Source organism: Dankookia sp. GCM10030260, from assembly GCF_042666655.1.
GTDB lineage: Bacteria > Pseudomonadota > Alphaproteobacteria > Acetobacterales > Acetobacteraceae > Paracraurococcus.
The window spans coordinates 1-26,715 of the sequence record NZ_JBHTDE010000008.1 but is presented as its reverse complement, the minus strand read 5'-3'; the positions used below and the strand labels follow the sequence as shown (position 1 = coordinate 26,715).

Here is a 26,715-nt window from a genome sequence, read left to right as displayed (position 1 = left end):
TAAGCCATGATGTTCTTCACGCGCTGGAAGACCCTCGCCATCCTGGCGGTCTGCCTGCTGGGGGCGCTGGTCTGCGTTCCGAACTTCTTCCCGAAATCCTCGCTCCCCGGCTGGGCGCGGCAATTCTCCCTCGGCCTCGACCTGCGCGGCGGCTCCTATTTGCTGCTGGAAGTCGACATGAACGCGGTGGTGCGGGAACGGCTGGAAGGCCTGGCCGACAGCGCCCGCACCCGGCTGCGGCAGCAGAATATCGGCTACGTCAACCTGGCGGCCGAGCCGGCGCAGCGGCGCATCTCGCTGCGGGTGCGCGACCTGGCCCAGGCCCCGGCCGCGGTGGCGCAGCTGCGCGAGCTGGCCAACCAGATCCCCACCGGCATCGGCACCAGCACCCCGGACATCGAGGTGGCGAGCGCCGCCGACGGCACGGTCAGCGCCACCCTCACCGAGGCCGGCCTGCGCGGCAAGGCCGCCAGCGCGGTCGAGCAGTCGATCGAGATCGTCCGCCGCCGGATCGACGAGACCGGCGTGGCCGAGGCGCTGATCGCCCGGCAGGGGCAGAACCGCATCCTGGTGCAGTTGCCCGGCGTCGAGGACCCGGACCGGATCAAGCAGCTGCTGGGCAAGACCGCCCGCATGACCTTCCACCTGCTGGACGAGACCGCGAACCCTGCCGCCGCCACCCCGCCCCCCGGCGTGATGTTCCTGACCGGCGAGGGCCGGGCCGGCCAGCCGCCGGAGCGTTTCGCGGTGCGCCGCCGGGTCGAGGTCGACGGCGCCAACCTGACCGATGCCCGCGCCGGCCAGGACAACCGCAACAACGAATGGGTGGTGAACTTCACCTTCGATTCGATCGGCACCCGCCGCTTCGCCGATGTCACCCGCGCCAATGTCGGCCGGCCCTTCGCCATCGTGCTGGACGACAAGGTGATCACCGCCCCCAACATCCGCGAGCCGATCACCGGCGGCCGCGGCCAGATCAGCGGCAGCTTCAACGCCAAATCGGCCAACGAGCTGTCGGTCCTGCTGCGCGCCGGTGCCCTGCCGGCGCCGCTGACGGTGGTCGAGGAACGTTCGGTCGGGCCGGAGCTGGGGGCGGATGCGATCCGCGCCGGCGTGCTGGCGCTGGCGGCCGGCGCCCTCTTCGTCTTCCTCTACATGGGCCTGGCCTACGGCCTGTTCGGCTGGTTCGCCAACATCGCCCTGCTGGTCAACATCATGCTGATGCTGGCGGCGCTGTCCCTGCTGGAGGCGACGCTGACCCTGCCGGGCATCGCCGGCATCGTGCTGACGCTGGGCACCGCGCTCGACGCCAATATCCTGATCAACGAGCGCATCCGCGAGGAATACAAGAACGGCCGGCCGGCGCTGTCGGCGCTGGAGGCGGGCTTCACCAAGGCCTCCGGCACCATCATGGACAGCAACCTGACCAACCTGATCGCCATGGCCTGCCTCTATGGCTTCGGCAGCGGCACGGTGAAGGGCTTCGCGGTCACGGTCGCCATCGGCACCGTGGTGCAGATGTGGACGGCGACGACCCTGGTCCGGCTCATGGTCTCCTGGTGGTACAAGGCCAAGCGGCCGAAGGAGCTGCCGGTGCTGGAGGACGGGCAAGGCCTGGCCGGCCGGCTCGCCCGGCCGCTGTTCCGGCTGGTGCCGGACGTGACGCATATCCCCTTCATGAAGGGCGCGCGGGTCGGCCTGCTGGTCTCGGCGGTGCTGTCCACCGCCTCGCTGATCGGCGCCTTCTATCCGGGTCTCGAGAAGGGCATCGACTTCAAGGGCGGCATCACCATGGAGGTGCGGACGCCCGAGGCCGCCAACCTCTCGGCGCTGCGCGGCAAGGTCGCCGGGCTCGGCCTCGGCGATGTCGGGCTGCAGGAGTTCGGCGCGCCGGACACGGTCCTGGTCCGCCTGCCGGTGCAGGGCGACGAGGCCGGCACCCAGAAGGCGGTCAACGCGGTGCGCGCCGCGGTCGAGCAGGTGGCGCCCGGCACCCGGGTGCTGCGGGTCGAGGCGGTCGGCAACCGCGTCTCCGACGAGCTCTTCATCGGCGGATTGCTGGCGCTCGGGCTCAGCATGGTGGCGATGCTGCTCTACATCTGGTTCCGTTTCGAATGGCAGTTCGCCATCGCGGCGATCATCACCTTGATCCTCGACACCACCAAGACCGTGGGGTTCATGGTTCTGTTCGGCGTCGAGTTCAACCTGACCACGGTGGCCGCCATCCTCACCGTCATCGGCTTCTCGGCCAACGACAAGGTGGTCGTCTTCGACCGGATGCGGGAGAACCTGCGCAAGTACAAGCAGATGCCGCTGCGCCAGCTGGTCGACCAGTCGATCAACGAGACGCTGAACCGCTCGCTCGGCACCTCGATGACCCTGCTGCTGTCCGCCCTTCCGCTGGCGCTGTTCGGCGGCGACACGCTGTCGGGCTTCGCCTGGGTGATGCTGTTCGGCATCGTGGTCAGCGCCTCCTCCTCGGTCTTCATCGCCGCGCCGATCGTGCTCTACAGCGGGGAGAACCGGCTGCGCCGGGGCGAGCCGACGCCGCCCGCCCCGGCCAAGGCGGGCGCCCCGGTTGGCATCTGAGCCGGCCTTCCGGCCGGGCCGGCGCCGCCTCGGCGCCCTGGCGGGGCTTGCTTTGGCGGCGCCGGCCCTGTCGCGGCCGGCCCGGGCGGCTTCCGCGCCGGTGACCCTGCTGGTCGGCGCCGCCCCCGGCAGCACCGCCGATGCCTGGGCGCGCGGCTTCGCCCCTTTCCTCGAACGGCACCTGCCGCGCACGGCCATCGCGGTGCTCAACCGTCCCGGCGAGCGCGGCCTGGCCGCTGCCCGGGCCGTCGCCGGCGCCCCGCCGGATGGCCGGCTGCTCGCCGCCGTCGCCGTGCCGCAGCTGCTGGCGCGGTCGATCGAGCTTCGCGCCGAGCCCCTGCTCACCCGGCTCGACTTCATGGCCGCCGTGACGGAGGAACCGCTGGTCCTGGTTGGCCTGGCCGGGACGACCGACGACCTGGACGCGCTGCGCGGCCTCGGCCCGCAGGCGGTGCTGGGGACGCCGCCGCATGGCAGCGCGGCACAGCTTGCGGCGGTCGCGCTCGGCCAGGGCCTGCCGCTCGACCTCCTGGCCTTCGCCAGCGCCCCGGCCGCACGCCAGGCGGTGCTGGCGGGCAACGCTGCCTGCGCCCTGCTGCCGCTGCCCGAGGCGATCGCCGCGTTGCGAGACGGGCGGCTGTCCGGCCTGGCGCTGGCGCGGACGCGCCGCAGCGACCTGCTGCCGGAGGTGCCGACCTTCGCCGAACAGGGGATCCCCCTGCAATCTGCCGCCTATCGCGGCTTCGCCGTGCCGGCGGGTACCGGCCAGGCGGCACTCGCCCCCCTGCTGGCGGCGCTGGAGGCGGTGGTGGTGGATCCGGAATTCGTCGACCAGTCCCAGGCCCGGGGCAGCGTGCCGCGCTTCATCGGGCAAAGGGCCTGGGAGCCGATGCTGCGGCGGACACTAGCGGAGCTGGGCGAGCGCTGGGTCCGGGATCCCTGGACCTCCCGGCATGATTGACGCCGCATCCCGGCGGACTGGTCGGCACCGTTCGGGGACCCCTCTCAAAAAAACATCGATTTTGCTATTTCTGGCCTGGAGCGGCTGGCAAAACAGGGTATATCTCAGGGCAACGTTACTGGAATGCAGGCCGTGCACTCCCCGGGCGTATCTCCGGTTGCCGCGCGTGAGGCACAGGGCCCCGCCCTTCCCCACGACGCGATCCAGATCGCCGCGGCGCGGACCGCCCCGGTGCGAAGCGGGTCATTGCTCCGGTCGGTCGGCCGCGAGGCCCTGGGACGGCTGGCGGGCGCCGGCAGGCCGGCAACGGCGGCGAAGTCCGCGAGGCGCAATCTCCTGACCGCACCCGCCTCTTCTCCTGCCGTGCCCGGCCCGGTCGCGGGACACGCCCCCCCTGCGGCCGCGGCGCTGCGCTCGGCCGGCGGACCACCGCAGGGCGATGGCCCCGCCGCCGCGCTGCGCGAAGGCCTGGCCCGCGGCGAGATCGGCGTGCACTACCAGCCGGTGGTGCGGCTATCCGACCGCCGCCCGGTGATGGTGGAGGCGCTGGCCCGCTGGCACCGGCCGAACGCCCCGGTCTCCCCGGAGACATTCGTGCCGCTGGCCGAGAGCGCCGGGCTCGGCCGTCCGCTGTCGGTCAGCGTCGCCGGCACCGCGGCGACTGATATCGGGCGGCTCTGGCCGCGGCTGCGGCTCGGCGTCTCGATCAACCTGCCGCTGGAGCAATTGCTCAAGCCGGATCTGCAATCCTGGCTGCGCCAGGTTCTCGGCCACCGCGGGTTGGGGCCGCGCCAGGTGGCGCTGGAATTGACCGAGACGACGCCGGTGCTGGATGTGACCCAGTTGCACCGTACCCTGTTGCGGCTGCAGCAGGCCGGCTACCGGGTGCTGCTGGATGACGTGGCACTCGGCGACGGCCGGACCCGGCTGCACCGGCTGCCCTTCTCCGGCCTGAAGCTCGACCGCTCGCTGGTGGAGCGGGTGCCCTTCGAGGCGCATATCCGGCAGGAGGTCCGCCGCCTGGCGAAGGCGGCCGAAGCGCGGGGCCAGGCGGTGATCGCCGAGGGCGTGTCGGACCGGCGGATCTGGGGGGCGATCCGCGACCTCGGGGTGCATTATGCCCAGGGCTATGCGGTGGGCCGGCCGCTGCCGGCGGGCGCCCTGCCTGGCTGGTGGGCCGGCTGGCGCGGCGGGCGGATCGAATGGCCGGCAAGCGGCGAGGGGCACCCCGCCGACCCGAAGGCGAGGCCAGGGACGATACGTTCCTCCCCGGCCTTGTCCGCTCAGCCATAGACCGTGCGGTAGAGCGCGATGATCTGCGTCTCATCCGGCACCCGCGGGTTGTTGCCAGGGCTGCCAGAACCCAGCGCCTGCCTCGCCATCAGCGGCAGCAGCCCTTCCCAGGTTTCCAGACTGATCCCGTGGCCACGCGGCGTCGGCACGCCGAGTTCCTGGTTCAGCGCCCGCAATTCCTCCAGCAGCTTCGACCCGGCCACCTGGTCGGCATCCTCGATCGTCGCCACGCCGATGGCGCGGGCCGCTTCGGCATAGCGCGGCAGCGCGTCGTTCAGGCCGAATTCGGTCACCGCCGGCAGCAGCATGGCGTTGGACAGGCCGTGCGGGACATGGAAATGCGCGCCGATCGGCCGCGACATGCCATGTACCAGCGCGACCGAGGAATTGGAGAAGGCCAGCCCCGCCTGCATGGCGCCCAGCATCATCGCCTCCCGCGCCGCGGCGTTCTTCGGCTGGTGGTAGGCGATGCGCAGATGCCGGCCGATCAGCCGCATGGCGGACAGCGCCAGGCTGTCGGCATGCGGGTTGGCGCGCTTCGAGACAAAGGCCTCCAGCGCATGGGTCAGGCTGTCGATGCCGGTATCGGCGGTGGTGCGCTGCGGCACGCTGTAGGTGAGCTCGTAATCGACGATGGCGGCCAGCGGCAGCGCGCCGAGCCCGGCGACCAGCATCTTCTCGTCGGTCTCGGTGTCGGTGATGACGGTGAAGCGCGTCGCCTCGGACCCGGTGCCGGCGGTGGTCGGGATGCAGAGGACCGGCACCGCCCCCTTGTCGGCCTGGGCCGGCACCTTGAAGTCCCGCATCTTCTGGCCGGGCGCGGCAGCGGCGAGGATGGCGATGGCCTTGGCCGTGTCCATCGGGCTGCCGCCGCCGAAGCCGACCAGGCAGTCGTAGTCGCCGGCGCGGAAGGCGGCGACGCCGGCCTCGATCACCGTGTCGGTCGGGTCGGGCACCGTCTCGGCGAAGACGGCCGCATCGATCCCGGCAGCGCGCAGCGGGTCGAGGCACCGGTTCACCGTGCCGGAGGACAGCATCCAGGGGTCGGTGACGACCAGGGGCCGGGACAGGCCGAACAGGCCGAGCACCTCGGCGATCTGGCCGACGCTGCCGCCGCCAATGCGCATCAGGCGCGGCGAGACGATGGTTGCGGTCATGGACGCCCTCCCCGGGTTCAGTCAGGCCAGCATAGGGCCGCGACGGGAAGGCGAAAAGCGAAGCCCAGCCGTGGCGTCGGGGCCGCAGGCGCAGGGAATGTGCGTTTTGAGGCAGCCATCCACCGGTCCAGGTGTTGTATCCTGCATGCCACGCCAGGGAGCACCATTCATGACCGACCTGCCGGCCCGCCGGCGTCGCCTCGCCGTGTCGGACGCCGCCATGCCGGAGCGTGACGCCTTCGATCTGTGGTTGGGCGCCAGCCTGCGTGAGGCTTTCGACCAGGTCACCGCCGAGCCGATCCCGGAGGACCTGCTGCGGATGATCGAGGAAGACCGCGCCGAGCGGGAGCGGCTGCGGCAGAAGCGGCGCGGCGGCTGACGCCGCCGGCCGGATGGAGATGGTGCGGCGGTGAAGTCCGCCGCTCGGGCGTCAGGTCCAGCGGAAGGTCGAGGGCGCGATCTGCTCGGGCGATCGATGTGCCCAGTCGAGTTCCGGGACGCGTGCCTCCATCCGCTTCTGCGCCTCGTTCAGGTGCGCGGCGGCGGCACGGTAGTCCATGGTCAGCACCTCGCCGTTCTCGACCACCTTGCGGCCGTCGACATAGACGGCGCGGACCGCGCGGTCGCCGGCGGCGTAGATCAGCGACCGCAGCGGGTCGCGCGCGGGCCGCATCATGGGGTGGGTGATGTCGACCAGCACGATGTCGGCGCGGCAGCCGGCGGCGAGCCGGCCGATGTCGTCGCGGCCGAGCGCCTTGGCGCCACCCGTCGTCGCCGCCTCGAACAGCTCGGTCGTGGTCAGGCTGCGCGGGTCGGTCGCCTGGGTGCGCGCCAGGTAGGCGGCCAGCCGCATCTCATCCAGCATGTTGTGCGGGTAGGTGTCGGTCCCGAGCCCCATGTTCACCCCGCGCCGCTTGTAGCGGCCGAGATGCTTGAGGGTGATCCCGCGCCGGGCGAAGACGGTCGGGCAATGCGCGACGGTGGTGCCGGTCTCGGCCAGGATGTCGAGGTCGCGCTGGGTGTGCCAGGGCGTCGAGGGATGGTCGTCGAGGAAGATGCCATGGCCGATGATGCTGCGCTCCGACAGCAGGCCCTGCTCGTGCAGCCAGCCGATCGGGGTGAAGCCGTGCCGGCGGGTGATCTCGTGGAACTCGACCACCGCCTGGGCCGCGTGGATCTGCCAGGAGACGCCGCGGCGGCGGGCCTCGTCGCGGCTGTCCTGCAGCAGCTCGGGCGTGCAGGTGTCGATCTGCGCCGGGACGACCATGCCGAAGAGGCGGCCGGATTCGTGCTGCTCGGCGCGCTCGATCAGGGTCATGGCCTCGGCGAAGGCCTTCTCCCCGGCCTTCTCGTCCCAGGCGTATTCCACCACATGGCCGTTCTTCGTGTACCAGCGGGCGGAGCGGAACATCGGTGCGATGCAGACCCGCATGCCGCTCTCGCCCAGCAGGTCGAGCCAGCCGGGATGCGCCATGGACAGGTCGGCCAGGGTGGTCACACCCGAAAGCAGCAGCTCCGACAGCGCGACGCGGACGCAGGACGGCACGGCTTCCGCGTCGGCGCGGAAGATCGGCAGGTATTCGTAGAGCGAGGAGTTGTAGAGCCCGGGCGTGCCGACCTCGTCGGTGAAGCCCTTGTTCATCGGCTCCGACGACGGGTGGGAATGGATGTTGACCAGGCCGGGCATGACCATCAGGCCGGTGCCGGAGATGGTCTCCTCCACCGGCCCGGCATAGTCGCGGCCGGCGAAGACCAGGCGGCCGTCCTCGAAGGCGATGTCGGCATTGGCGACATAGGCATGCTGCTTCGCCTCGGCATCCCAGAGGATGGCGACGTCGGCGTTCTTGATCAGGGTGGTCGGCATCCCGGGCAGGGTCCTTCTGAGGTGTCGGGTCAGCTGCGGTAGTCGGTGCCGCCTTCGATCAGCCGCAGCGCCGCGCGCCAGGCGATGCCGCGGATATGGTCGCCGCCGGGGCGGCGGAATTGCGCCGCGGCGCGCTCGCAGACCTCCTTCGGCGGGAAGACCAGCTCGGCGCCGCCGGCCAGGGCGGCGACCTGGGCCGAGCAGGCGCGCTCCAGGTAATACAGTTCGTCATAGGCATGCGCGGCGGTGCGGCCACAGACCAGGATGCCGTGGTTGCGCAGGATCATCGCATCGTGGCTGCCGAGATCGGCGACCAGGCGGACCCGCTCGTCCTCGTCCAGCGCGATGCCCTCGTAGCCGTGATAGGCGAGGTGCCCGTAGTACTTCATCGCGTGCTGGCTGATCGGCAGCAGCCCCTGCTTCTGGGCGGAAACCGCGATGCCGTCGCGGGTATGGGTGTGGATGACGAACTGCGCGTCGTCGCGTGCCGCATGCACCGCCGAATGGATGACGAAGCCCGCCTTGTTGACCAGCTCGCTGCTGCCGTCCCAGCTCTGCTCGTCCACCGGGTTGCCGTCGATGTCGATCTTGACCAGGTCGCTGGCACGCATCTCGTGGTGCATGACGCCATAGCGGTTGAGCAGGAAATGGTGCTCCGGCCCCGGCACCCGGGCGCTGATATGGGTGAAGATCCAGTCGGTCCATTTGTGGTGGCCGCAGAGCCGATACAGCGCGGCGAGGTCGCAACGGACCTGCCACTCCTCGGCGGAGCAGTTGCGGAGCGCGGCGGGCAAGGCGGCGACGTTCATGGCAGGGATCCCTTTCGGTCGGCGGATGCTCCGCCGGGCCGGGGCACCGCGTCAATCCGCGTTGCGAAGGAAGCCCGGCCGGGCGACGATGCCAGGCATTCCCGCGCCGCAGGAGACCGCCTTGTCCCGCCTTTCCCGCCTGCTTGCCACGGCCGCGCTTGGCGCGTCGCTCGCGGCCACCGCTGCCGCCGAGACCACGCTGAAGGTGGTGCTGATCAACGATCTCGGCAGCCTCGACCCGGTGCAGTCCACTGCCGCCTTCGTCCGCAATCACGGCTTCATGGTCTACGACCAGCTCTTCGCGCTCGACAGCAAGGGCGAGGCGCAGCCGCAGATGGTGGAGCGCTTCGAGCGTTCGGCGGATGGCATGGCCTGGCGCTTCACCCTGCGCGAAGGCCTGGCCTTCCATGATGGCACGCCGGTGCGGGCGACGGATGCCGTCGCCTCCATCCGGCGCTGGGCGCGGCGCGACGTGGTGGGCCGCGCGCTGGCCGCCGCCACCGCAAGCCTGGAGGTGGTGGACGACCGCAGCTTCTCCCTGACCCTGTCCCGCCCCTTCGCCCTGGTGACCGAGGCGCTGGCACGGCCGACCGCGAGCGCGCTGTTCGTGATGCCGGAACGCCTGGCGGCGACGCCGGCGACGACGGCCATCACCGACGCCACGGGATCCGGCCCCTTCGTCTTCCAGCGCGCCGAATGGCGGTCGGGCGACCGCGCCGTCTACCGCAGGAACGCCGCCTACCGGCCGCGCCCGGAGCCGGCGGATGGGCTGGCGGGCGGCAAGGTCGTGAAGATCGACCGGCTGGAATGGATCGCCATGCCGGATGCCTCGACCGCCGCGGCGGCGCTGCAGGCGGGCGAGATCGACTTCATCGAGCAGCCCTCCCCCGACGTGATCCCGCTGCTGGAGCGGAACCGCAATGTGCGGATGTTCGCGCTGAACCCGGCCGGCTTCATGGTCTGGCTGCGGCCGAACCACGCGGTGGCGCCCTTCGACAACCCGAAGGCACGCCGGGCGCTGCTGCACATGGTGAACCAGCAGGAGAACCTGCAGGCCGCCGGCGTGCGGCCCTCCGAGCAGGTGCCGTACTGCCCGGCCTATTTCCTCTGCGGCACCCCGCTGGAGAGCCATGCCGGCGCCGAGGGGCTGCGCGAGGCCGATCCGGCGCGATCGCGCGCGCTGCTGCAGGAAGCCGGATACGACGGCCGCAAGGTGGTCTTCCTGAACGCCACCGACAGCGCGATCAACAATGCCGTCACGCTGACCATGGCGGCGGCGATGCAGCGCGGCGGGCTGACGATGGACGTCCCCGCGATGGACTGGGCGACGGTGACGCAGCGCCGGAACCGGAAGGAACCGCAGGACCAGGGCGGCTGGAACCTCTTCGTCACGGTGGCCAACGTGCTGGACGCGCAGAACCCGCTGACCAACCTCTACCTCGCCAGCCCCTGCGAGGGCGGCCTGGCCGGCTGGCCCTGCGATGCCGAGCTGGAGACGCTGCGGCGGTCGTGGTGGGAGGAGCCGGACACGGCGAAGCGCAAGGCGATCCTGGAAGCGGTGCATGCGCGCGCGTATCAGGTGCTGCCCTACATCAATGCCGGGCAGTTCCGCACGCTCGCGGCGCATCGGGTGAACATCGAGGGGCTGCGGCCGACGACGATCCCGGTCTTCTGGGGGGTGGAGAAGAAGTAGAATAAGGCTGGGGAGAAGGTATTCTCCCCAGACCCCTCATCCATTTCTGTGAATCCGGCACGCGGCGGGCGCGAACTCACAAAAATAGAGGAGGGTCCAGGGAGGATACGTCCTCCCTGGCCTTGCCTACCGCCGCCGCGCCCGCAGCGCCCCGTCCAGCGCCAGCAGCACCACGGTGAAGACGATCAGCAGCACCGCCACCGCCGCCATGCTCGGGTCGAGGTTCTCGTTGATTCCATCCCAGATCTTGCGCGGCAGGGTGAAGACGTTGCGGGACGCGATGAACAGCACCAGCACCAGCTCGTCCCAGCTATGGATGAAGGCGAAGATGGCGCCCGAGGCGATGCCCGGCGCGATGCGCGGCAGGATCACCCAGCGCAGCGTCTGCGACAGGGACGCCCCCATGCCGCGTGCCGCCTGTTCCAGCCGCGGGTCGAAGGCGGCCAGCGCGGTGGAGACGGTGATCACCACATAGGGGATGCCAGTGACGCCATGCGCGAGCGTCACGCCGAGGAAGCGGTCCAGCAGGTCCAGCGTGCCGAACCAGCGGTACAACCCGATGGCATAGACGATGGCCGGGATGATCAGCGGCAGCAGCATCAGCGCGCGGACGAGTTCCGTGCTGCGCCGGCCGATCCGCCAGCAGCCGATGGCGCAGAGCGTGCCGGCGGTGACGGCGATGGCCGTGGAGGCCAGCGCGATCCAGAAGCTCTGGTGGATCGAGGAGAGCCAGGATTCGGACCCCAGCAGATTGGCAAAGTGGCGGAAGCTGATGCCGTCCTGCGGCAGCGAGAGATAGCGCTGATCGGTGACCGAGACCGGGAGGACGATGGTGATCGGCAGCAGGAGATACAGTACGGTCGCCCAGGCGATCGTCCGGGCCAAGGGACCGGCGGGATAGCCGCCCATCATGGCGCCGACCGATCCGACTCTTTGCGCCTCGCGGCGCCCCGACCAGCGGATCGCATCAGTGCCCTCCCCCGAACAACCGCCGCAGGTTCACCACGCGGGAGAACACCGCGAGGGTCGTCAGGATCGCCACCACCACCACCGTCGCCAGCATCGCCCCCATGCCCCAGCGCACCAGGTCGAGGATCTGCAGCTTGATCCATTCGGCGGCCATCAGCGTCTTGCCGCCGCCGAGGATCGCCGGGGTGATGTAGAAGCCGAGCGAGAAGATGAAGACCAGCACGCCGGCGGCGATCAGCCCCGGCGCCGAGAGCGGCAGGAAGACGCGGTGGAAGGCGGTGAGGCGGGACGCACCCAACCCGCGCGCCGCGGCCAGCAGGCGCGGGTCGATCTCCCGCATCGCCGCCAGCATCGGCAGCACGGCATAGGGCACCATGTAGTGCACCATGCCGACGACGATGCCGAATTCGTTCCAGACGAGCGCGAGGGGTTCGTCGATGACGCCGAGCCCCTGCAGCCCCTGGTTCACCAGCCCCTGCCGGCGCAGCAGCGTCACCCAGGCGAAGGCCCGCACCAGCACCGAAATCCACAGCGGCAGCAGCACGCCCATCAGCCACCAGCGCTGCGCCTGGGGTGAGGCCAGCGCGATGACATAGGCCAGGGCATAGCCCAGCAGCAGGGCGATGACGGTGGTGACGGCGCAGATCCGCAGCGTGGTGCCGATTACCCGCTGTACGCCGATGCTGGTGAAAAGCCGCTCGTAATTGCCGAAGCCCGGCGTGGGCTCGGTGACCGAGATCGCCAGCACCTGCAGGATCGGCGCGATGTAGATCACCGACATCAGCAGGAAGGCCGGCAGCAGCAGCGCCCACCAGCCGGCATCGCGCGGCATGGCCCAGTTGGTGCGCGGCACGGCCGCGGCGGGCAATGCCGCCGCGTCAGGCGGCATCGGCATCCTCCAGCACCGGCACGGCGGCATCCGCCGCCCAGCCGAGCCGCACGGCCAGACCCTCGCGCGGCGCGATCGGCGCCCGCCACGCCGGCAGGGCGACGCGGATCTCGCCGAGATCGGCGGTGCGCACCGCAAGGCTGTAGCCGGCGCCAAGATAGGCCCAGGCGGCGATGGTGCCGGCGACCTCGTTCTCGGCGGTCTCCGCCTCGGCCAGCAGGCCGATCTTCTCCGGCCGCAGGGACAGCAGCGCCGGCGTGCCCGTCGCCGGGTGCGCCGCGCCCGCCTGCACCAGCCGCGTCGCGCCGGCCTGCAGCGCCATGCCCTCGGCCCGCACCTCGCGCACCGTGCCGCGCAGGAAATTCGACTTGCCGAGGAAGTCGGCGACGAAGCGGGTGCGCGGGCGCTCGTAGAGCGATTCTGGCGCGCCCATCTGCACCAGGCGGCCGTGGTTCAGGATGGCGACCTGGTCGGAGAGCGACAGCGCCTCCTCCTGGTCATGCGTGACGTTGACGAAGGTGCGGCCGATGCGGCGGTGCAGCGCCTTCAGCTCGTCCTGCAATTCGGCCCGCAGCTTCTTGTCGAGCGCCGAGAGCGGCTCGTCCAGCAGCAGCAGGGCCGGGTCGAAGACCAGCGCGCGGGCCAGCGCCACGCGCTGCTGCTGCCCGCCCGAAAGCTGCGCAGGCCGGCGCTCGGCGAAGGTGGCGAGCTGCACCAGGTCGAGCGTGGCGCGCACCTTCGCGTCGCGGTCGGCGCGGGACAGGCCGCGGACCCGCAGCGGGAAGGCGACGTTCTCCGCCACCGTCATGTGCGGGAACAGCGCATAGCCCTGGAAGACCATGCCGAAGTCGCGCCGTTCCGGCGGCAGCCCGGTGATGTCGGCGCCGTCCAACAGCACCGCGCCGGCGCTGGGCGCGACGAAGCCGGCGATCGCCATCAGGATGGTGGTCTTGCCGCTGCCGGAGGGACCCAGCAGCGTCAGGAACTGCCCGCGATCGACCCGCAGAGAGACGGCATCGACCGCGGTGAAGCTGCCGTAGCGCTTCGACAGGCCGCGCAACTCCAGCGCATGGGCCGCGGCCGGATCCTGGCGCGGCCGATCCACGCTCCGGGGCGGCGCCCCTCCGCGATCGGGCGCGCTCAATCCCGGTAGCCCGGCTGCTCGCGGTCCAGCTTCCGCCGCAGGGCCTGCCAGGGCAGCCAGCCCTTGGTCGGGCCGAGGCTGAACTGGGCGCGCGTCCGTTCGACGGTGCCGCGCGACGGGATGGCCAGCGGCACGCCGCCGGACTGCGCCGCTAGCTGGATGCGGCAGGACTGCTCCAGGTACCACATCCAGTAGAAGGCCTCCGCCACCGTCCGGCCGACCGTCAGCAGCCCGTGGTGGCGCAGGATCATGCAGGGCTTGTCGCCCAGGTCGGCGACGAAGCGCTCGCGCTCCGACATGTTGTCGTCCGCCGCGACGCCCTCGTAGTCGTGGGTGGCGACGCGGCCGTCGAATTCCATCGAGATCTGGTTCAGCGGCAGCAGCCCGCCGAGCTGCGCCGCCACCGCCATGCCGGCGATGGTGTGGGTGTGCATGACGCAGGCCGCATCGGCGCGGCCGCGATGCACCGCCGAATGGATGACGAAGCCGGCCGGGTTGACCGGCCAGGCGGTGGGCTGGGCCGGCGCGCCCTCGGCATCCACCTCGACCAGGCTGCTGGCGGTGATCTCCTCGAACAGCATGCCGTAAGGATTGACCAGGAAGCGGTGCCCCTCTCCCGGCAGCCGGACGGAGAGATGGGTGAAGACCAGGTCGGTCATGCCGTAAAGGGCGACGAGGCGATAGGCGGCGGCGAGGTCCTCGCGCAGCTCCCGCTCCGTCGGCACATGGTCGGGATCGGGGCGGACGGGGGGCGGCGGCAGCGTCATGTCAGTAGCCTCGCGCGGGGTCGAAGAGGTTGGGCAGCGGCTCGCCGCGCTCGAAGCCGGCGATGCTGCGGGCGACGAAGCCGGCGCGCTCCATGCGGGTCGGCAGGCTGGCGACATGCGGCGTGACGATCGCCTTCGGATGCGACCAGAGCGGGTGGCCGGCCGGCAGCGGTTCCGGCTCGAAGACATCCAGCACCGCGCCGCCCAGCCGCCCGCTGTCGAGCGCCGCCAGGATGTCGTCCAGCCGGTGCTGCATCCCCCGCCCGATGCCGACATAGCCGGCGCCCGGCGGCAGCATCGCCAGGGTCTCGGCGCGGACGATGTCGCGCGTCTCCGGCGTCGCCGGCAGCAGGGAGACGAGGATGTCGGTCCGCGCCAGGAAACCGGGCAGCGCAGCGGCGCCGGCGTAGCTTGCCACGCCCGGCACGTCCTTCGGGGTGCGCGACCAGCCGATCACCGGGAAGCCGAGCCCCTGCAGCATCGCGGCACAGCGCGCACCCATGGCGCCGAGCCCCATGATGCCGACGGTGCGCATGTCGGCGCGGTACGGCGCCTCGAAATAATCCCACTCGCCCGCCGCCTGGGCGATCGCCATCCGCCGCGCATCCTTCAGCAGGGACAGCGCCGCCCAGCAGCAGAACTCGCCCATCCGCTGCGTCGCCTCGGGGATCGCCATGCGCACGATCGGCACGCCGGGCGGCAGTTGCGTGTCCAGCAATATGCCGTCCACCCCGGCGCCCGAGCCGAAGATCGCCCGCAGCCGCGGCATGGCGGCGAGCCCGCCCGGCTCCGGGTCCCAGACCAGGGCGTAGTCGACCGCGTCGCGCCGGCGCAGCGCGGTGTCCCAGTCCACCAATTCCAGGCCGGGATCGAGGGTGGCGAAGCACTCCCGCCACTCGACCAAGGCCTGCGCCCCGCCCGACTTCACGACCATCACGCGGCGATTGCTCATCGGCACCTCATGCCGCCCACCAAGCAGGAAGTGGGCCAATGGAGAGGCAGCAAGGCCAGGGCGGAGGTATCCTCCCTGGACCCTCCTCTATGTCTTCGAGTCTGGCACCGGCCGCGCGGCCAGCTCCGACACACAGAAAGGAATGGAACGGTTGGACACATGCGTCCAACGGGAGGCAGCACTCTTTCCGCCGCGATCCTGCTCTTGCACGTCGTTCAACCGGTGACCGCGTCCAGGAATTCCTGGTTCACCGCTTGGTAGTTCTCGCCCCACCAGGCGCCGTCGATCACCACCTGGCGCTTCTCGTTCTCGGGGTCGGTCGGATTGAAGCGCTTCAGCTCGGCCGGCACGATGGCCGCCGCGCGGGGGTTGGTCGGGCCGTTGCCGAGCAGGCCCAGCAGCCCGACCCGCGGCTCCGGCTTGGCCAGCATACTGGCCAGCAGGCGCTGCGCCAGCTCGCCCCCCGGATTGCCCTTCGGCATGACGAAGATGCCCGGCTGCAGCACGCCCTGGTTCCAGATGAACTTCAGGCGGCCGTTGCTCTCCTTCTCCAGCACCGAGGCGCGGGTGTGCCAGATCTGGCCCATCACCGCCTCCCCCGTGCGCATCAGCTGCTCGCTCTCCGAGCCATTGGTCCAGAAGACCAGGTTCCGGCGCAGGTCCAGCACCCGCCTGATGCCGGCCCGCATGTCGATGGGATAGAGCGCGCCCGGCGCCGTGCCCATCGACATCATCGCCGCTTCCAGCACGCAGGTGGCGTCGCGCCGCAGCAGCCGCGTGCCGGGGAACCGCCTGGTGTCCCAGAAATCCGCCCAGGAGGTCGGCGGCGTCGGGAATTTCGCGCTGTCGTAGACCAGCACCGAGCTGAAGGAATAGGGCGCCGCGCCGTAATCGAGCGCGAAGCCCGGCCCGATCACGTTGCTCCGGTCGACGATCGAGTAGTCCACCTTGGTCGCCAGGCCGAGCTTGCCGAGCAGGTTGGCGCCGCTGGCGGAACTGTCGCAGAGGTCCCAGGTGACCCGGCCGCTTTCCACCATGCTGCGGATCCGGCCGGTCGACGGCCCGGTGCTGTCCTGCAGCACCTTCACCCCCGGCGTCTCGGCGGCGAAGGGCGCGCCGTAGAAATTGCCGAAGCCCTGGTTGGCGAGCCCGCCCCAATTGACCATGACCAATTGCTTCTCGGCCTGGGCCAGCGCGTCCGCGGCGCCGCCCATCGCCCCGAGCGCGGCGAAGGCCTGCAGCAGCCCGCGGCGGGAGATCCGGCCACGGGCATGCTGTTGCAGCGCGAGCGCGACGCAATCCTGGTGGAATGTCTGCATGGGTCCCCTCTTGCGGTTGTCGGCCGCCGGCGTGAACCTCTCCCTGCCCGCATCAAAGCGCATCCCCGGCCCGATGGGAAATCCCCCCGCATGACGCATCCGCTGCTCGCCCCCGGGTTCAAGGACCGTCCCTGGTGGTGGGAGGCCGCCGAGCCGCCGCAGCGCGACGCCACTTTGCCCGACCGCGCCCCGGTGGTGGTGGTGGGCGGCGGCTATGCCGGGCTGTCGTCCGCGCTGACCCTGCAGCGGCTGGGCCAGCAGGCGGTGGTGCTGGATGCGGAACGCATCGGCTGGGGCGCCTCCTCGCGCAATGGCGGGATGGTCTCGGGCGGGCTGAAGGTGGCGGGTGCCGGGCTGGAAAAGGCCTTCGGCGCGGAACAGGCCAGGGCCATCACCGCCACCGCCGCGGCCAGCCTGCCCTTCATCGAGGAGACGATCGCGCGGGAGGGCATCGAGGCCGACTATGTCCGCTGCGGGCGCTTCTCCGCCGCCTGGTCGCGCGGCCATTACGAGGCGATGGCGCGGCGCGCCGACAGCTTGGCCGAGATCACCGGCCTGCCCACCAGCATGCTGCCGCGCGAACGCCAGCACGAGGCGCTGGGCAGCGACCACTACCATGGCGGCATGCTGGTGGCAGCGACCGGCAGCCTGCATCCCGGCAAGTATGCCCGCGGCCTGGCCGCGGCGGCGGAACGTGCCGGCGCCCGGCTGGTGGACGGCGTGCGGGTGCAGGGCATCCAGGAAGGGCCCGGCGGCTTCCGCATCCGGACCGACCGCGGCGAGATCCTGGCCGATGCGGTGCTGGTCACCACCAACGGCTATTCGCTGGACAAGCGGGGCACCGCCCTGCCCTGGCTGGCCCGCCGGCTGGTGCCCTTGAACAGCTACATCATCGCCACCGAGGAACTGGGCGAGACGGTAATCGACCGGCTCTTCCCCGGCCGCCGCATGGTCTCCGACAGCAAGCGGGTGCTGAACTATTTCCGTCCCAGCCCGGACGGCAAGCGGGTGCTCTGGGGCGGCCGCGCCAGCTTCCGCGCGGCGACGGCCGAGCAGACCGCGCCGGCGCTGCATGCCTACATGACCGCCTGCTTCCCCGAGCTGAAGGCGACCAAGCTCACCCATGCCTGGACCGGGCACGTCGCCTTCACCTTCGACCACCTGCCGCATATCGGGGTGGAGCGCGGCATCCACTATGCCGCCGGCTGCCAGGGCAGCGGCGTGGCGATGGCGACCTGGCTGGGGCACAACGTCGCGCTGAAGCTGGCCGGCGCGGCCAACCAGCGCTTCGCGCTGGATGGCCTGCCCTTCCCCACCCGCCCTTTCTATTTCGGCAACCCCAATTGGGTGCTGCCCTTCATCGGCGAGTGGTACAAGCTGCGCGACCGCATCGACCGCATGGCGGCCTAGCGGCCACCCGACGGATCGCTCGGGCGGCGCCGCTATCCGCCGGCCATGCCGCAACACCGCCGCGGTCGAACCTTCGGCGGCCTGGTCACCGCCCGGATGACGTGGCGTGCGCCGCGCCTCATGGCATGCCTCCCCTGCCCCGGTAAGGCCGGCGCCGCGATCCCGCAGGCATGGCTTCCAGATTTACATTCCATTCACCGCTGCACTGCAATGTGGCTTCACCGGACAGCGAGCTTCGCCAACCGGACCCATTGATCGCCTGACCGATTGCGGAATCCACAGGACCGTCAGGGGATTGCCCTGCCGCACTGCCACGGCCGCAGGATCGCGGCCGCCGCCGTGCGGAATGCCGAAGACGACGGAGTCCCCATCCACGTGGCGTTGCTTCGCACCATCGACGACCCGATCGAACCCTGCGCGACCGAAAGGGCCGCCCGGTGAGCGCCGCGGAGTCGGCGGCCCACGTCGCCCCGCCGCGACCCACCGCCGGCCATCGTGGCCGGATCGAGGTGGTGGAATTCGGTGCCCGCTTCCTGCTGGTCAGCGGCTGGGTGACCGGGCCGGAAGGCCTGGCACCGAGCGCCGCCATCTCCCTTGCGCTGCCCGATGGCGTCGCGCATCCGGTCGGCCACTTCCTCCGCCGGCGTGACCTGGCGGAACGCGGCATCGCCACCGAGGCCTGCGGCTTCCTGGTCGACATCCCGCGTCCCGCCGGGCCGGTCGAGGAGTTGACGATCAGCCTGCGCGCCGGGGTGCGGGACCTGCTGGTGCAACCGCTGTCCGGCCTCGCGCCGCGGTCCTTCCGGCCGCGCGGCCACCTCGACCATGTGGCGCCGGACCGCCTGGCCGGCTGGGCTTTCGATCCGGCGCAGTGGCATGGCCCGGACGATGCGGCGACGCTGGAACTGGCGGTGGATGGCGAGACCCGCATCCCGCTGCGGCTCAATGCCGGGCGGCACGACCTGCCCTTCGGCGCCTCGCGCCCGGACCGGCCGCTCGGCTTCGACTACGGCTTGCAGGAGATCGCCCGGCTCATGGCCGCGGCCGGGCTGGACCGCGACCTGCTGCAGGGCGACCACGCCTATGTCCTGCTGGCCGGCGGCGAACGGATCGGCGCGCTGCAGGGCAGCAGCGCCCGGCGCACCCGGCTGCTGCAGCGTGGCAACCGCGCCGCGCCGCCCGTGGCGGCCGCGGCGCCCGTTGCCGAGCAGGCCGGGTATATCGACTGGCATGGCTACAGCAAGGCGCAAGGCGGCTGGTTCTTCGGCGGCTGGCTGCGCGGCGAGGCGCTGCAGGGCGTCGAGACCTGCCAGGCCACGGCCCGCTTCGAGGACGGCACGGTCGAGACGGAGGCGGCGATCAGCGCCTATCCGCGGCAGGACGTCAGCGGCCTCGGCCTCGGCTACATCGCCTTCCTGCCGAGCGAGCAGACCGATCCGGGCCTGCTGCAGGGGCTGCGGGTGACGCTGGACGGGGAGCGCGAGCTCAGCCCCTCGATGGGCGTTGCCCGGCTGCCCGAGGCCGAGCTGGTCGCCCTGGTGCGGATGCTGCTCGGTGCCGCCACCCGCAAGCCGAAGACCGCGCTGCTGAAGGTCCTCGCCCGGCCGGCCTACGAGGGCGAGGACACGCTGGCCAGGCTGCCGGTGCCGCTGCACCTGGAGGTTGACAACGTGCTGGTGGCACCTGGGGCCGGCGCGGTGCTGATGGGCTGGTGGCTCGACCCCAACCGTGCGGTGGCCGCCATCCGGCTGCGCTCGAAGGGAAGGCTATCCGCCCCCCTTGGCGAACGCTGGATCGCCACCGAACGCGCCGATATCCGCGACGCCTTCGCCGACCGCTACAGCCTGGACCATGCGCGGCACGGCTTTCTCGCCTATGTCGAGGCGCCCGAGCTCGATCCCGCCGACATGCATCTGGAGATCGAACTGGCGGAGGGCGGCATAGGCTTCAAGCCGCTCCCCGCGCCCGGCGGCGCCGGGGTCGCGGCGATCCGCCGCCTGCTCGGGGCGGTGCAGCTGGCGCCGGACGAGGTGGTGGACCGCTGCGACCGCGTGCTCGGCCCGCCGGTCGTCGCGCTGAACCGCCAGCGCCTGGCCGCCGCCGGCGCGCCGACCATTGTCGAGGTCGGCACGCTACCGGAGGCGCCGCGCTGCTCGATCATCGTCCCGCTCTATGGCCGCATCGACTACCTGATGTACCAGTGCGCGCTGTTCTCCGAGCACGGCCTGCCGGCGGACGAGCTGGTCTACGTGCTGGACGACCCGCCGCGGCGGCAGGCGCTGATGGATCTCGCCCAGTCGGCGTACCGCCGCTTCGGCATCCCCATGCGGCTGGTGCTGCTGCCGCAGAACCTCGGCTACGCCCCGGCCAACAACGCCGGCCTGGCGCACAGCCGTGGCGAGTATGTCTGCTACCTGAACTCCGATGTCATGCCGCATGAGCCACGCTGGCTCGACCTGCTGACCGGCGCGCTGGACGCCGACCCGGGTCTCGGCATCGCCGGCGCGCTGCTGACCTTCGAGGACGGCACGATCCAGCATGCCGGCATGACCTTCAAGCGGCTGCCGCAGCTGGGCGGCTTCCCCTATGCGATGCATCCCGGCAAGGGCCGCATCCGTTCGCCCTCACGCGGGCTGCAGCCGGCGGAGGCGGTGACCGGCGCCTGCATGGTGCTGCGGCGCGACCTGGCGAACGAGCTCGGCGGCTTCGATGAGGACTATGTCGTCGGCGACTTCGAGGATGCCGATCTCTGCTTCCGCATCCGCGCCCGCGGCCTCGGCTGCGCGGTGCACGAGGATGCGGTGCTCTGGCACCTGGAACGCCAGTCGCAGGGCAGCTCGGGCAATTCCTGGCGGCACAACCTGACCCTGGTGAACGGCTGGAGCTTCGCCCGGCGCTGGGGACACCTGTTCCCCGACGCCGCGCCCGGCGCCGATGCGGTGCTGCGCCTGTCATGACCCGAACGCATTTCGAAGGAGGCGCCGCGATGATCCGCGCAGCCCTGCAAGGCCGTGGCAAGCGCCGCGCCGCGAAAGCACCGCCGCCGCCACCGCCGGCGGAGATCCGCATGTTGCCGGCGCCGGACCGCGCGCCGCTGCGCGTGCTGGTGATGTCGCACATGGACCCGCGCGTCTCCCGCGGCGGGGCGGAGATCGCCGCCTTCCAGCTGTACGAATACCTGAAGGCGCAGCCGGGGGTGACGACCTGGTTCCTCGCCGCGGCGCCGGGCAAGATCGCCGAGCGGCTCGGCGTGCGGCTGATCCAGCCCTTCGGGCCGGACGACTATGCCTATGTCGGGCACGGCTTCGACCACTTCATCCATTCGAACGGCGACCCGGAATTCCCGCCCGAATTCATGACGCTGCTGGCCGACCTCAGGCCCGACGTCGTGCACCTGCACCACTATACGAATTTCGGGATCGAGGTGCTGCTGCAGATCCGTCGCGCCTTGCCGGAGGCGCGGATCATCCTGACGCTGCATGAGTACCTGGCGATCTGCAACCACTTCGGCCAGATGGTGAAGCGGCCGAATTTCGCGCTGTGCGACGGCGCCAGCCCGCGCGCCTGCCATAAGTGCTTCCCCGAGAAGCCCGAGCCCGACTTCTTCCTGCGCGAGCTGTTCATGAAGCGGTTCTTCCGCTTGGTGGACCACTTCGTCTCGCCCAGCCAGTTCCTGATCGACCGCTACGTCGCCTGGGGCCTGCCCGCCGAGCGGCTGACGATGATCGAGAACGGCATGCCGATCCGCACCGGCCCGGCGGCGCCGAACCCCTATCCCAGCATGGCCAACGGCCTGTCGGTCGGCTTCTTCGGGCAGATCTCCGGCCTCAAGGGCATCAACGTCGTGCTCGACGCGGCCGAGCTGCTCCACGAGCAGGGCATCACCGATATCCGCATCGACGTGCACGGCGACCATTCCGGCCAGCCCGAGCCCTTCCGCAAGGAATTCGAGGCGCGGCTGGCCAAGGCGCCGCCGAATTTCTGCTTCCGTGGACCCTACGAGAACCGCCGGGTCGATGCGCTGATGCGCTCGGTCCATGCCGTCCTCGTCCCCTCCATCTGGTGGGAGAACTCGCCCCTGGTGATCCAGGAGGCGCTGCTCAACCGCCGCCCCGTCATCTGCTCCGACATCGGCGGGATGGCCGAGAAGGTGCGGGATGGCCAGGACGGCTTCCACTTCCAGGCTGGCAGCGCCTTCGCGCTCGCCAGCCTGCTCCGCGGCCTCGCCACCGAGCCGCAGCGCCTGCTGGCGCTGCAGCAGACCATGGCGGTGCCGCCAACCATCGCCGAAACCGGCGCTGCCGTCCGAGATCTCTACGATCAGACGTTGCGCGTATCGCGCGCCCTCACGAAGGATATTGCAGCATGACGATTCGTGGCTCGATCGACGAAGTCACCCCGCTCGGCACCTCCGGCTGGGTGCATGACGACCGGGCGGGGGAACCGCTCCTGGTCCAGGCCATGATCAACGGCGCGGTGATCGGCGAGACCATCGCCGATGTCGAGCGGCCGGACTTGGCCGCGGCCGGTCTCGGCGACGGGCGCTGCGGCTTCCACATCGCCTTCGGGGCGGCGATCGACCCGTCGCAGCTCGCCTTCGTCTCGGTGAAGCCGTCGCGCGGCGATGCCGAGTTGCCCCGCACCAACCTGACCGGCTTCGTCGACGCCTTCCGGGCCATGCGCTCGCGCCATCCCGGCGTCGGCTGGACCCGCAGCATCTTCGGCGGGCTCTGGACCGACCGGGTCGATGCAAGGCGGCGGCTGGCAGGCCGGGTGGCGATCGGCGCCGTGGCGCAGGAGGCCGCCGGGCCGCTCGGCCGCTTCATCGAGGCCGGGCATGTGCTGCTGCGCGGCGCCCTCGGCCCGCTGGGGTTGGAGGCCCGGGCCACCGAGGCAGCAGCACGGCTGCCCGCCGGCCCGCTGGCGCCGCGCGGCGACCTCGATTCCGCCGACCTGCTGGCGGCATTGCCGGACCTGCTGTTCGGCGACGCGGCGCTCGCCCTGCTGCGCGGCGCCTTCGACGACAACCCCCTGGTCTGCCGGGTGGAGCTCGCCCGCGGCATCACCGGCTTCGCCCAGCCGAGCACGGCGGAGCCGCTGCCCTCCCCGACCGAATGCGCCGCCGTCATCGTCGGGATCGGCGAGGGCCGGCTGCTGCTCGACATCGTCCGCGACAGCCATGCGCTGCCGGAATTCACCTCGGGCGGTGAATCCCGCTGGCTGACCGGCAGCGCCGCGACGCTGTCGCTGGCGACCACGGCCGCCGCCTCGATCGAGACGGTGACGCTGGGCGCGGCCGACCTGGCGGTGGTGGCGCCGGGCACCGTCTACCGGCTGCGGGTGCCGGAGGGCATGACCGCCCTGGTCGCGCTGGCCTCGCCCAACCGGCAGACGCCGCTGCGCTTCCTGCGCGGCGAGGGCGGCGAGGTGACGCTGCGGCACGCCTCCGGCGCGACGCTCGCGGTCTAGGAGCGGATCGCGGGAGGGCAGGTACGCCCGGACAAGGGACCTGCCCTGGAAACAAAGCGTTGCGGCGGTGCGGTCGTCGATCTCGCACGCAAGCCGCCCTAGCCGACCGGGCGGCGACCGGGCTTTCGCCGGCGCCCCCCGCGCGCCACGTTCCGTCAGCGCCCCGGGCTGCTACACTGGGCCGGCAAGGCCCCGATGCAGCCCCTCATTTGGAAGGCGGAGGTGCGGTCCCGCTGGACCGGACCCCGTTACGCGATGTCGAACAGCACCCCCGCTTTGGCCCCCTCCCCGGTCGTCGTCGCCGGCAATGTCCGCTTCGCCAACGACGCGCCGATCAGCCTGGTCGCCGGCCCCTGCCAGATGGAAAGCCGGGCGCATGCGCTCGAGATGGCGGAGGCCCTGCAGGGCATCGCCGGGCGGCTCGGCATCGGCTTGGTCTTCAAAGCCTCCTACGACAAGGCCAACCGCACCAGCCTGGGCGGCGCGCGGGGCATCGGCATGGCGGGCGCCATGGCAGTGTTCGCCGAGATCAAGCAGCGCTTCGGCCTGCCCGTGCTGACCGACGTGCACGAGCCCGGCCATTGCGCCCCGGCGGCCGAGGTGGTGGATATCCTGCAGATCCCCGCCTTCCTCTGCCGGCAGACCGACCTGCTGGTCGCCGCCGCCGAGACCGGCCGGGTGGTGAACGTCAAGAAGGGCCAGTTCCTGGCGCCCTGGGACATGAAGAACGTGATCGCCAAGGTCACCGGCTCGGGCAACCCGAACGTCCTGGTGACCGAGCGCGGCACGAGCTTCGGCTACAACACCCTGGTCACCGACATGCGCGGCCTGCCGCAGATGGCGGCGATGGGCGCGCCGGTGGTGTTCGACGCGACCCATTCGGTGCAGCAGCCTGGCGGCCTGGGCGGCGCCTCCGGCGGGCAGCGCGAGTTCGTCCCCGTGCTGGCCCGCGCCGCGGTCGCGGTCGGCGTGGCGGGGCTGTTCATCGAGACGCATGAGGCGCCCGAGCGCGCCCCGTCGGACGGCCCCAACATGATTGCCCTGCGCGACTTCCCGGCGCTGATCGAGGACCTGATGGCCTTCGACGTTGTGGCGAAGGCGCGGCGGGTCGTGCTGCCGGCATGAACCCGCTGGTCCTGATCCCGGCCCGGATGGCCTCCACCCGGCTGCCCGGCAAGCCGTTGCTCGACATCCACGGCCTGCCGATGATCGTCCATGTCTGGCAGCGGGCGCGGGAGGCCGATGTCGGCGCCGTCGCCGTCGCCACCGACACCCAGGCCATAGCGGAGGCCATCCGTGACCATGGCGGCACCGCGGTGATGACGGCGGAGCACCACCCCTCCGGGTCCGACCGCATCCACGAGGCGCTCGGGCGACTCGACCCCGAGGGGCGGCACGACATCCTGGTCAATGTCCAGGGCGACCTGCCGACGATCACCCCCGCCGCCATCCGCGCTTCGCTCGGCCCGATGGCGGAGCCCGAGGTGGCGCTGGCGACGCTGATCGCCGAGATCCACGACGATGCCGACCGCACCGCCCCGCAGATCGTCAAATTCGTCGGCACGGCGCTCGGCGGCGGGCGACACCGGGCGCTGTACTTCACCCGTGCCACGGCGCCCTGGGGCGAGGGGCCGCTGTGGCACCATATCGGGCTCTATGCCTGGCGGCGGACCGCGCTGGCGCGCTTCGTGGCACTGCCGCCCTCGCCGCTCGAGCTGCGGGAGAAGCTGGAGCAGCTGCGCGCGCTGGAGGCCGGGATGCGGATCGACGCCATGGAGGTCGAGGAGGTGCCGCTCGGGGTCGATACCCCGGCGGATCTGGAGAAGGCACGCCGGATGCTGGCACCAGGCCGGGAGGTTTCCGCATGAATGCCCCGATCGCCACCGCGGCGCTGCGTCGCGGCCCGGCCGATGCCGCCGCCATCCGCGCCGCTGGCCGGCGGACGCTGGAGGTCGAGCGCGCCGGGCTGGGCGAGTTGCTGGCCGCCATGGACGGGCCGCTGGGCACGAATTTCGTCCGCGCGGTCGAGACCATCCATGCCGCCCGCGGCCGGCTGGTCGTCACCGGCATGGGGAAAAGCGGCCATGTCGGCGCCAAGGTCACCGCGACGCTCGCCTCGACCGGCACGCCCTGCTTCTTCCTGCATCCGGCCGAGGCCAGCCATGGCGACCTCGGCATGGTCAGCTCGGGCGACGTGATCCTGGCGCTGTCCTGGTCGGGCGAGACCGCCGAGCTGCGCGACATCATCCATTATTCGCGCCGGCATCGCGTGCCGCTGGTGGCCATCACCTCGGGCGCCGACAGCGCGCTGGGCCGGGCGGCCGACGTGCCGCTGATCCTGCCGAAGGTGGAGGAGGCCTGCCCGCACGGCCTGGCGCCGACGACCTCGACCACCATCCAGCTTGCGCTGGGCGATGCGATCGCCATGGCGCTGCTGGAGAAGCGCGGCTTCACCCCGGCGCATTTCCACCAGTTCCATCCGGGCGGCAAGCTCGGCGCGCAACTGCTGACGGTGGGCGACCTGATGAAGCGGGCGCCCGACCTGCCGCTGGTGCGGGAGGAGATGGACATGGGCGCGGTCATCGTGGCGATGACCGGGCATAGTCTGGGTTGCGCCATCGTGGTGGACGCGGCGGGCGCGCTGGCCGGGATCATCACCGACGGCGACCTGAGGCGGCACATGGCACCGGACATCATGGCGCGGAAAGCGGCCGAGCTGATGACGCGGAACCCGCACACCACGGTGCCGGAGATGCTGGCGAGCGCGGCGCTGCAGGAGATGAACGAGCGGAAGATCTCGGTGCTGGTGGCGCTGGAGGGGGAGCGGCCGGTGGGGGCGCTGCATGTGCATGCGTTGCTGCAGGCAGGGGTGGCTTGAGGAGGGTCGCGCGGTCAATGGATTGGCGCGTCAGCGCGGGAGCCCAAGCGTCACCTGTCGCGCCACCAGCCGCCGCTCCCGGGGCGGCCGACCGGCCCCGACTTCGACGGTGAAGAGCAAGGGGTGCGGGCCAAGCACCTGAAAATTCCGGTCGGGTGCCGCGGGGTCCAGCAGCGAAGGATAGAGTTGCCTGAGATCGCTGCTGCCGGTCTCGAGGTCCGCCATCAGCAGGACCGGCTGCGACCATGCGAGCAGATCCTTCGAAGTGGCGAGATAGGTGCCCGGGCGCTCCCCGCGGCGCGGCCGGTCCCAGGGCTGGAAGCGCATCGCTAGCACGAAGACCCCTAGCTGAGGCTGCCAGCCTAGGCTGCCCAGGCTGGCGAAGAGCGAGCCCTCACCGATCGGCCGGCAGCGCTCGGCCGCGGCCCCCCTGTGTCAGGACAGTTGCCGCGCGTTTAGGACCGCGGAACGAGGGGGCGCGGGTAGTCGAGAATGGCTCGATACGGACAAGCATACAGGGATCGCATCGTCGCGCGGCTGCTGCCGCCGGAG

The 26,715-nt window shown here is 71.3% G+C and carries 22 protein-coding genes; 12 read left to right on the top strand and 10 right to left on the bottom strand.

Annotated elements, in window-relative coordinates:
- Nucleotides 1–6 precede the first annotated feature (6 nt).
- The 3 genes from secD to ACFQS7_RS21585 all read left to right on the top strand — a co-directional run bounded on the left by secD (nucleotide 7) and on the right by ACFQS7_RS21585 (nucleotide 4,843).
- Nucleotides 7–2,589 (top strand): protein translocase subunit SecD, encoded by a 2,583-nt coding sequence (gene secD / locus ACFQS7_RS21595; RefSeq protein ID WP_380069207.1) that lies wholly within the window; start codon nucleotides 7–9, stop codon nucleotides 2,587–2,589.
- Entirely contained in the window at nucleotides 2,579–3,550 is a 972-nt protein-coding gene (locus tag ACFQS7_RS21590; RefSeq protein ID WP_380069206.1) for a tripartite tricarboxylate transporter substrate-binding protein, read from the top strand. The genes secD and ACFQS7_RS21590 overlap by 11 nt, the downstream gene beginning before the upstream one ends.
- Before the next feature lie 363 nt (nucleotides 3,551–3,913).
- Nucleotides 3,914–4,843 carry an EAL domain-containing protein gene (locus ACFQS7_RS21585; RefSeq protein ID WP_380069205.1) on the top strand — a complete coding sequence of 310 codons (930 nt, stop codon included), beginning with the start codon at nucleotides 3,914–3,916 and terminating at the stop codon, nucleotides 4,841–4,843.
- Here the strand turns inward: ACFQS7_RS21585 and ACFQS7_RS21580 are convergent.
- Nucleotides 4,834–6,000, bottom strand: coding sequence for an iron-containing alcohol dehydrogenase (locus tag ACFQS7_RS21580; protein ID WP_380069204.1), 1,167 nt, complete (start codon nucleotides 5,998–6,000; stop codon nucleotides 4,834–4,836). The genes ACFQS7_RS21585 and ACFQS7_RS21580 overlap by 10 nt on opposite strands.
- A 169-nt stretch (nucleotides 6,001–6,169) precedes the next feature.
- Here ACFQS7_RS21580 and ACFQS7_RS21575 point away from each other — a divergent pair, with 169 nt between their 5' ends.
- On the top strand, nucleotides 6,170–6,379 hold the full coding sequence (locus tag ACFQS7_RS21575) for a hypothetical protein (RefSeq protein ID WP_380069203.1): 210 nt from the start codon (nucleotides 6,170–6,172) through the stop codon (nucleotides 6,377–6,379).
- Between the two features lie 51 nt (nucleotides 6,380–6,430).
- On the opposite strand, the gene ACFQS7_RS21570 is transcribed toward ACFQS7_RS21575, so the two are convergent.
- Nucleotides 6,431–7,864, bottom strand: a complete 1,434-nt coding sequence (locus ACFQS7_RS21570) for an amidohydrolase family protein (RefSeq protein WP_380069202.1) — start codon at nucleotides 7,862–7,864, stop codon at nucleotides 6,431–6,433.
- Nucleotides 7,865–7,893: 29 nt separating this feature from the next.
- Nucleotides 7,894–8,673 carry a class II aldolase/adducin family protein gene (locus ACFQS7_RS21565; RefSeq protein ID WP_380069201.1) on the bottom strand — a complete coding sequence of 260 codons (780 nt, stop codon included), beginning with the start codon at nucleotides 8,671–8,673 and terminating at the stop codon, nucleotides 7,894–7,896.
- Nucleotides 8,674–8,794: 121 nt separating this feature from the next.
- Here ACFQS7_RS21565 and ACFQS7_RS21560 point away from each other — a divergent pair, with 121 nt between their 5' ends.
- Complete coding sequence (locus tag ACFQS7_RS21560) at nucleotides 8,795–10,366, top strand: ABC transporter substrate-binding protein (protein WP_380069200.1); 1,572 nt, start codon at nucleotides 8,795–8,797, stop codon at nucleotides 10,364–10,366.
- A gap of 126 nt (nucleotides 10,367–10,492) precedes the next feature.
- Here ACFQS7_RS21560 and ACFQS7_RS21555 read toward each other — a convergent pair whose 3' ends face one another.
- The 6 genes from ACFQS7_RS21555 to ACFQS7_RS21530 all read right to left on the bottom strand — a co-directional run bounded on the left by ACFQS7_RS21555 (nucleotide 10,493) and on the right by ACFQS7_RS21530 (nucleotide 16,406).
- On the bottom strand, nucleotides 10,493–11,251 hold the full coding sequence (locus tag ACFQS7_RS21555; protein WP_380069199.1) for an ABC transporter permease: 759 nt from the start codon (nucleotides 11,249–11,251) through the stop codon (nucleotides 10,493–10,495).
- 82 nt (nucleotides 11,252–11,333) lie between these two features.
- Entirely contained in the window at nucleotides 11,334–12,224 is an 891-nt protein-coding gene (locus ACFQS7_RS21550) for an ABC transporter permease (protein WP_380069198.1), read from the bottom strand.
- Nucleotides 12,214–13,329 (bottom strand): ABC transporter ATP-binding protein, encoded by a 1,116-nt coding sequence (locus ACFQS7_RS21545; RefSeq protein WP_380069197.1) that lies wholly within the window; start codon nucleotides 13,327–13,329, stop codon nucleotides 12,214–12,216. The genes ACFQS7_RS21550 and ACFQS7_RS21545 overlap by 11 nt, the downstream gene beginning before the upstream one ends.
- Before the next feature lie 35 nt (nucleotides 13,330–13,364).
- Nucleotides 13,365–14,135, bottom strand: coding sequence for a class II aldolase/adducin family protein (locus ACFQS7_RS21540; protein ID WP_380069196.1), 771 nt, complete (start codon nucleotides 14,133–14,135; stop codon nucleotides 13,365–13,367).
- A 1-nt stretch (nucleotide 14,136) separates the two neighbouring features.
- Nucleotides 14,137–15,087, bottom strand: coding sequence for a 2-hydroxyacid dehydrogenase (locus ACFQS7_RS21535; protein ID WP_380069195.1), 951 nt, complete (start codon nucleotides 15,085–15,087; stop codon nucleotides 14,137–14,139).
- Nucleotides 15,088–15,302: 215 nt separating this feature from the next.
- Nucleotides 15,303–16,406: an extracellular solute-binding protein gene (locus ACFQS7_RS21530; protein ID WP_380069194.1), complete on the bottom strand. Its 1,104-nt coding sequence runs from the start codon at nucleotides 16,404–16,406 to the stop codon at nucleotides 15,303–15,305.
- A 90-nt stretch (nucleotides 16,407–16,496) separates the two neighbouring features.
- On the opposite strand from ACFQS7_RS21530, the gene ACFQS7_RS21525 reads away from it, so the two are divergent.
- The 7 genes from ACFQS7_RS21525 to ACFQS7_RS21495 all read left to right on the top strand — a co-directional run bounded on the left by ACFQS7_RS21525 (nucleotide 16,497) and on the right by ACFQS7_RS21495 (nucleotide 26,163).
- Nucleotides 16,497–17,816 carry an NAD(P)/FAD-dependent oxidoreductase gene (locus ACFQS7_RS21525; protein ID WP_380069193.1) on the top strand — a complete coding sequence of 440 codons (1,320 nt, stop codon included), beginning with the start codon at nucleotides 16,497–16,499 and terminating at the stop codon, nucleotides 17,814–17,816.
- 437 nt (nucleotides 17,817–18,253) lie between these two features.
- On the top strand, nucleotides 18,254–20,773 hold the full coding sequence (locus ACFQS7_RS21520; protein ID WP_380069192.1) for a glycosyltransferase family 2 protein: 2,520 nt from the start codon (nucleotides 18,254–18,256) through the stop codon (nucleotides 20,771–20,773).
- A 29-nt stretch (nucleotides 20,774–20,802) separates the two neighbouring features.
- The gene (locus ACFQS7_RS21515) at nucleotides 20,803–22,185 is read left to right on the top strand and encodes a glycosyltransferase (protein ID WP_380069191.1); all 1,383 of its coding nucleotides are present in this window, start codon (nucleotides 20,803–20,805) and stop codon (nucleotides 22,183–22,185) included.
- The gene (locus tag ACFQS7_RS21510; protein WP_380069190.1) at nucleotides 22,182–23,285 is read left to right on the top strand and encodes a hypothetical protein; all 1,104 of its coding nucleotides are present in this window, start codon (nucleotides 22,182–22,184) and stop codon (nucleotides 23,283–23,285) included. The genes ACFQS7_RS21515 and ACFQS7_RS21510 overlap by 4 nt, the downstream gene beginning before the upstream one ends.
- A 255-nt stretch (nucleotides 23,286–23,540) precedes the next feature.
- Nucleotides 23,541–24,410 carry a 3-deoxy-8-phosphooctulonate synthase gene (kdsA, locus tag ACFQS7_RS21505; protein ID WP_380069386.1) on the top strand — a complete coding sequence of 290 codons (870 nt, stop codon included), beginning with the start codon at nucleotides 23,541–23,543 and terminating at the stop codon, nucleotides 24,408–24,410.
- A complete protein-coding gene (locus ACFQS7_RS21500) occupies nucleotides 24,407–25,153 on the top strand; it encodes a 3-deoxy-manno-octulosonate cytidylyltransferase (RefSeq protein ID WP_380069189.1) in 747 nt (248 codons plus the stop codon). Before kdsA ends, ACFQS7_RS21500 begins: the two co-directional genes overlap by 4 nt.
- Nucleotides 25,150–26,163, top strand: coding sequence for an SIS domain-containing protein (locus tag ACFQS7_RS21495; protein ID WP_380069188.1), 1,014 nt, complete (start codon nucleotides 25,150–25,152; stop codon nucleotides 26,161–26,163). The genes ACFQS7_RS21500 and ACFQS7_RS21495 overlap by 4 nt, the downstream gene beginning before the upstream one ends.
- A gap of 30 nt (nucleotides 26,164–26,193) precedes the next feature.
- On the opposite strand, the gene ACFQS7_RS21490 is transcribed toward ACFQS7_RS21495, so the two are convergent.
- On the bottom strand, nucleotides 26,194–26,490 hold the full coding sequence (locus ACFQS7_RS21490) for a hypothetical protein (RefSeq protein WP_380069187.1): 297 nt from the start codon (nucleotides 26,488–26,490) through the stop codon (nucleotides 26,194–26,196).
- Nucleotides 26,491–26,715: the final 225 nt, after the last annotated feature.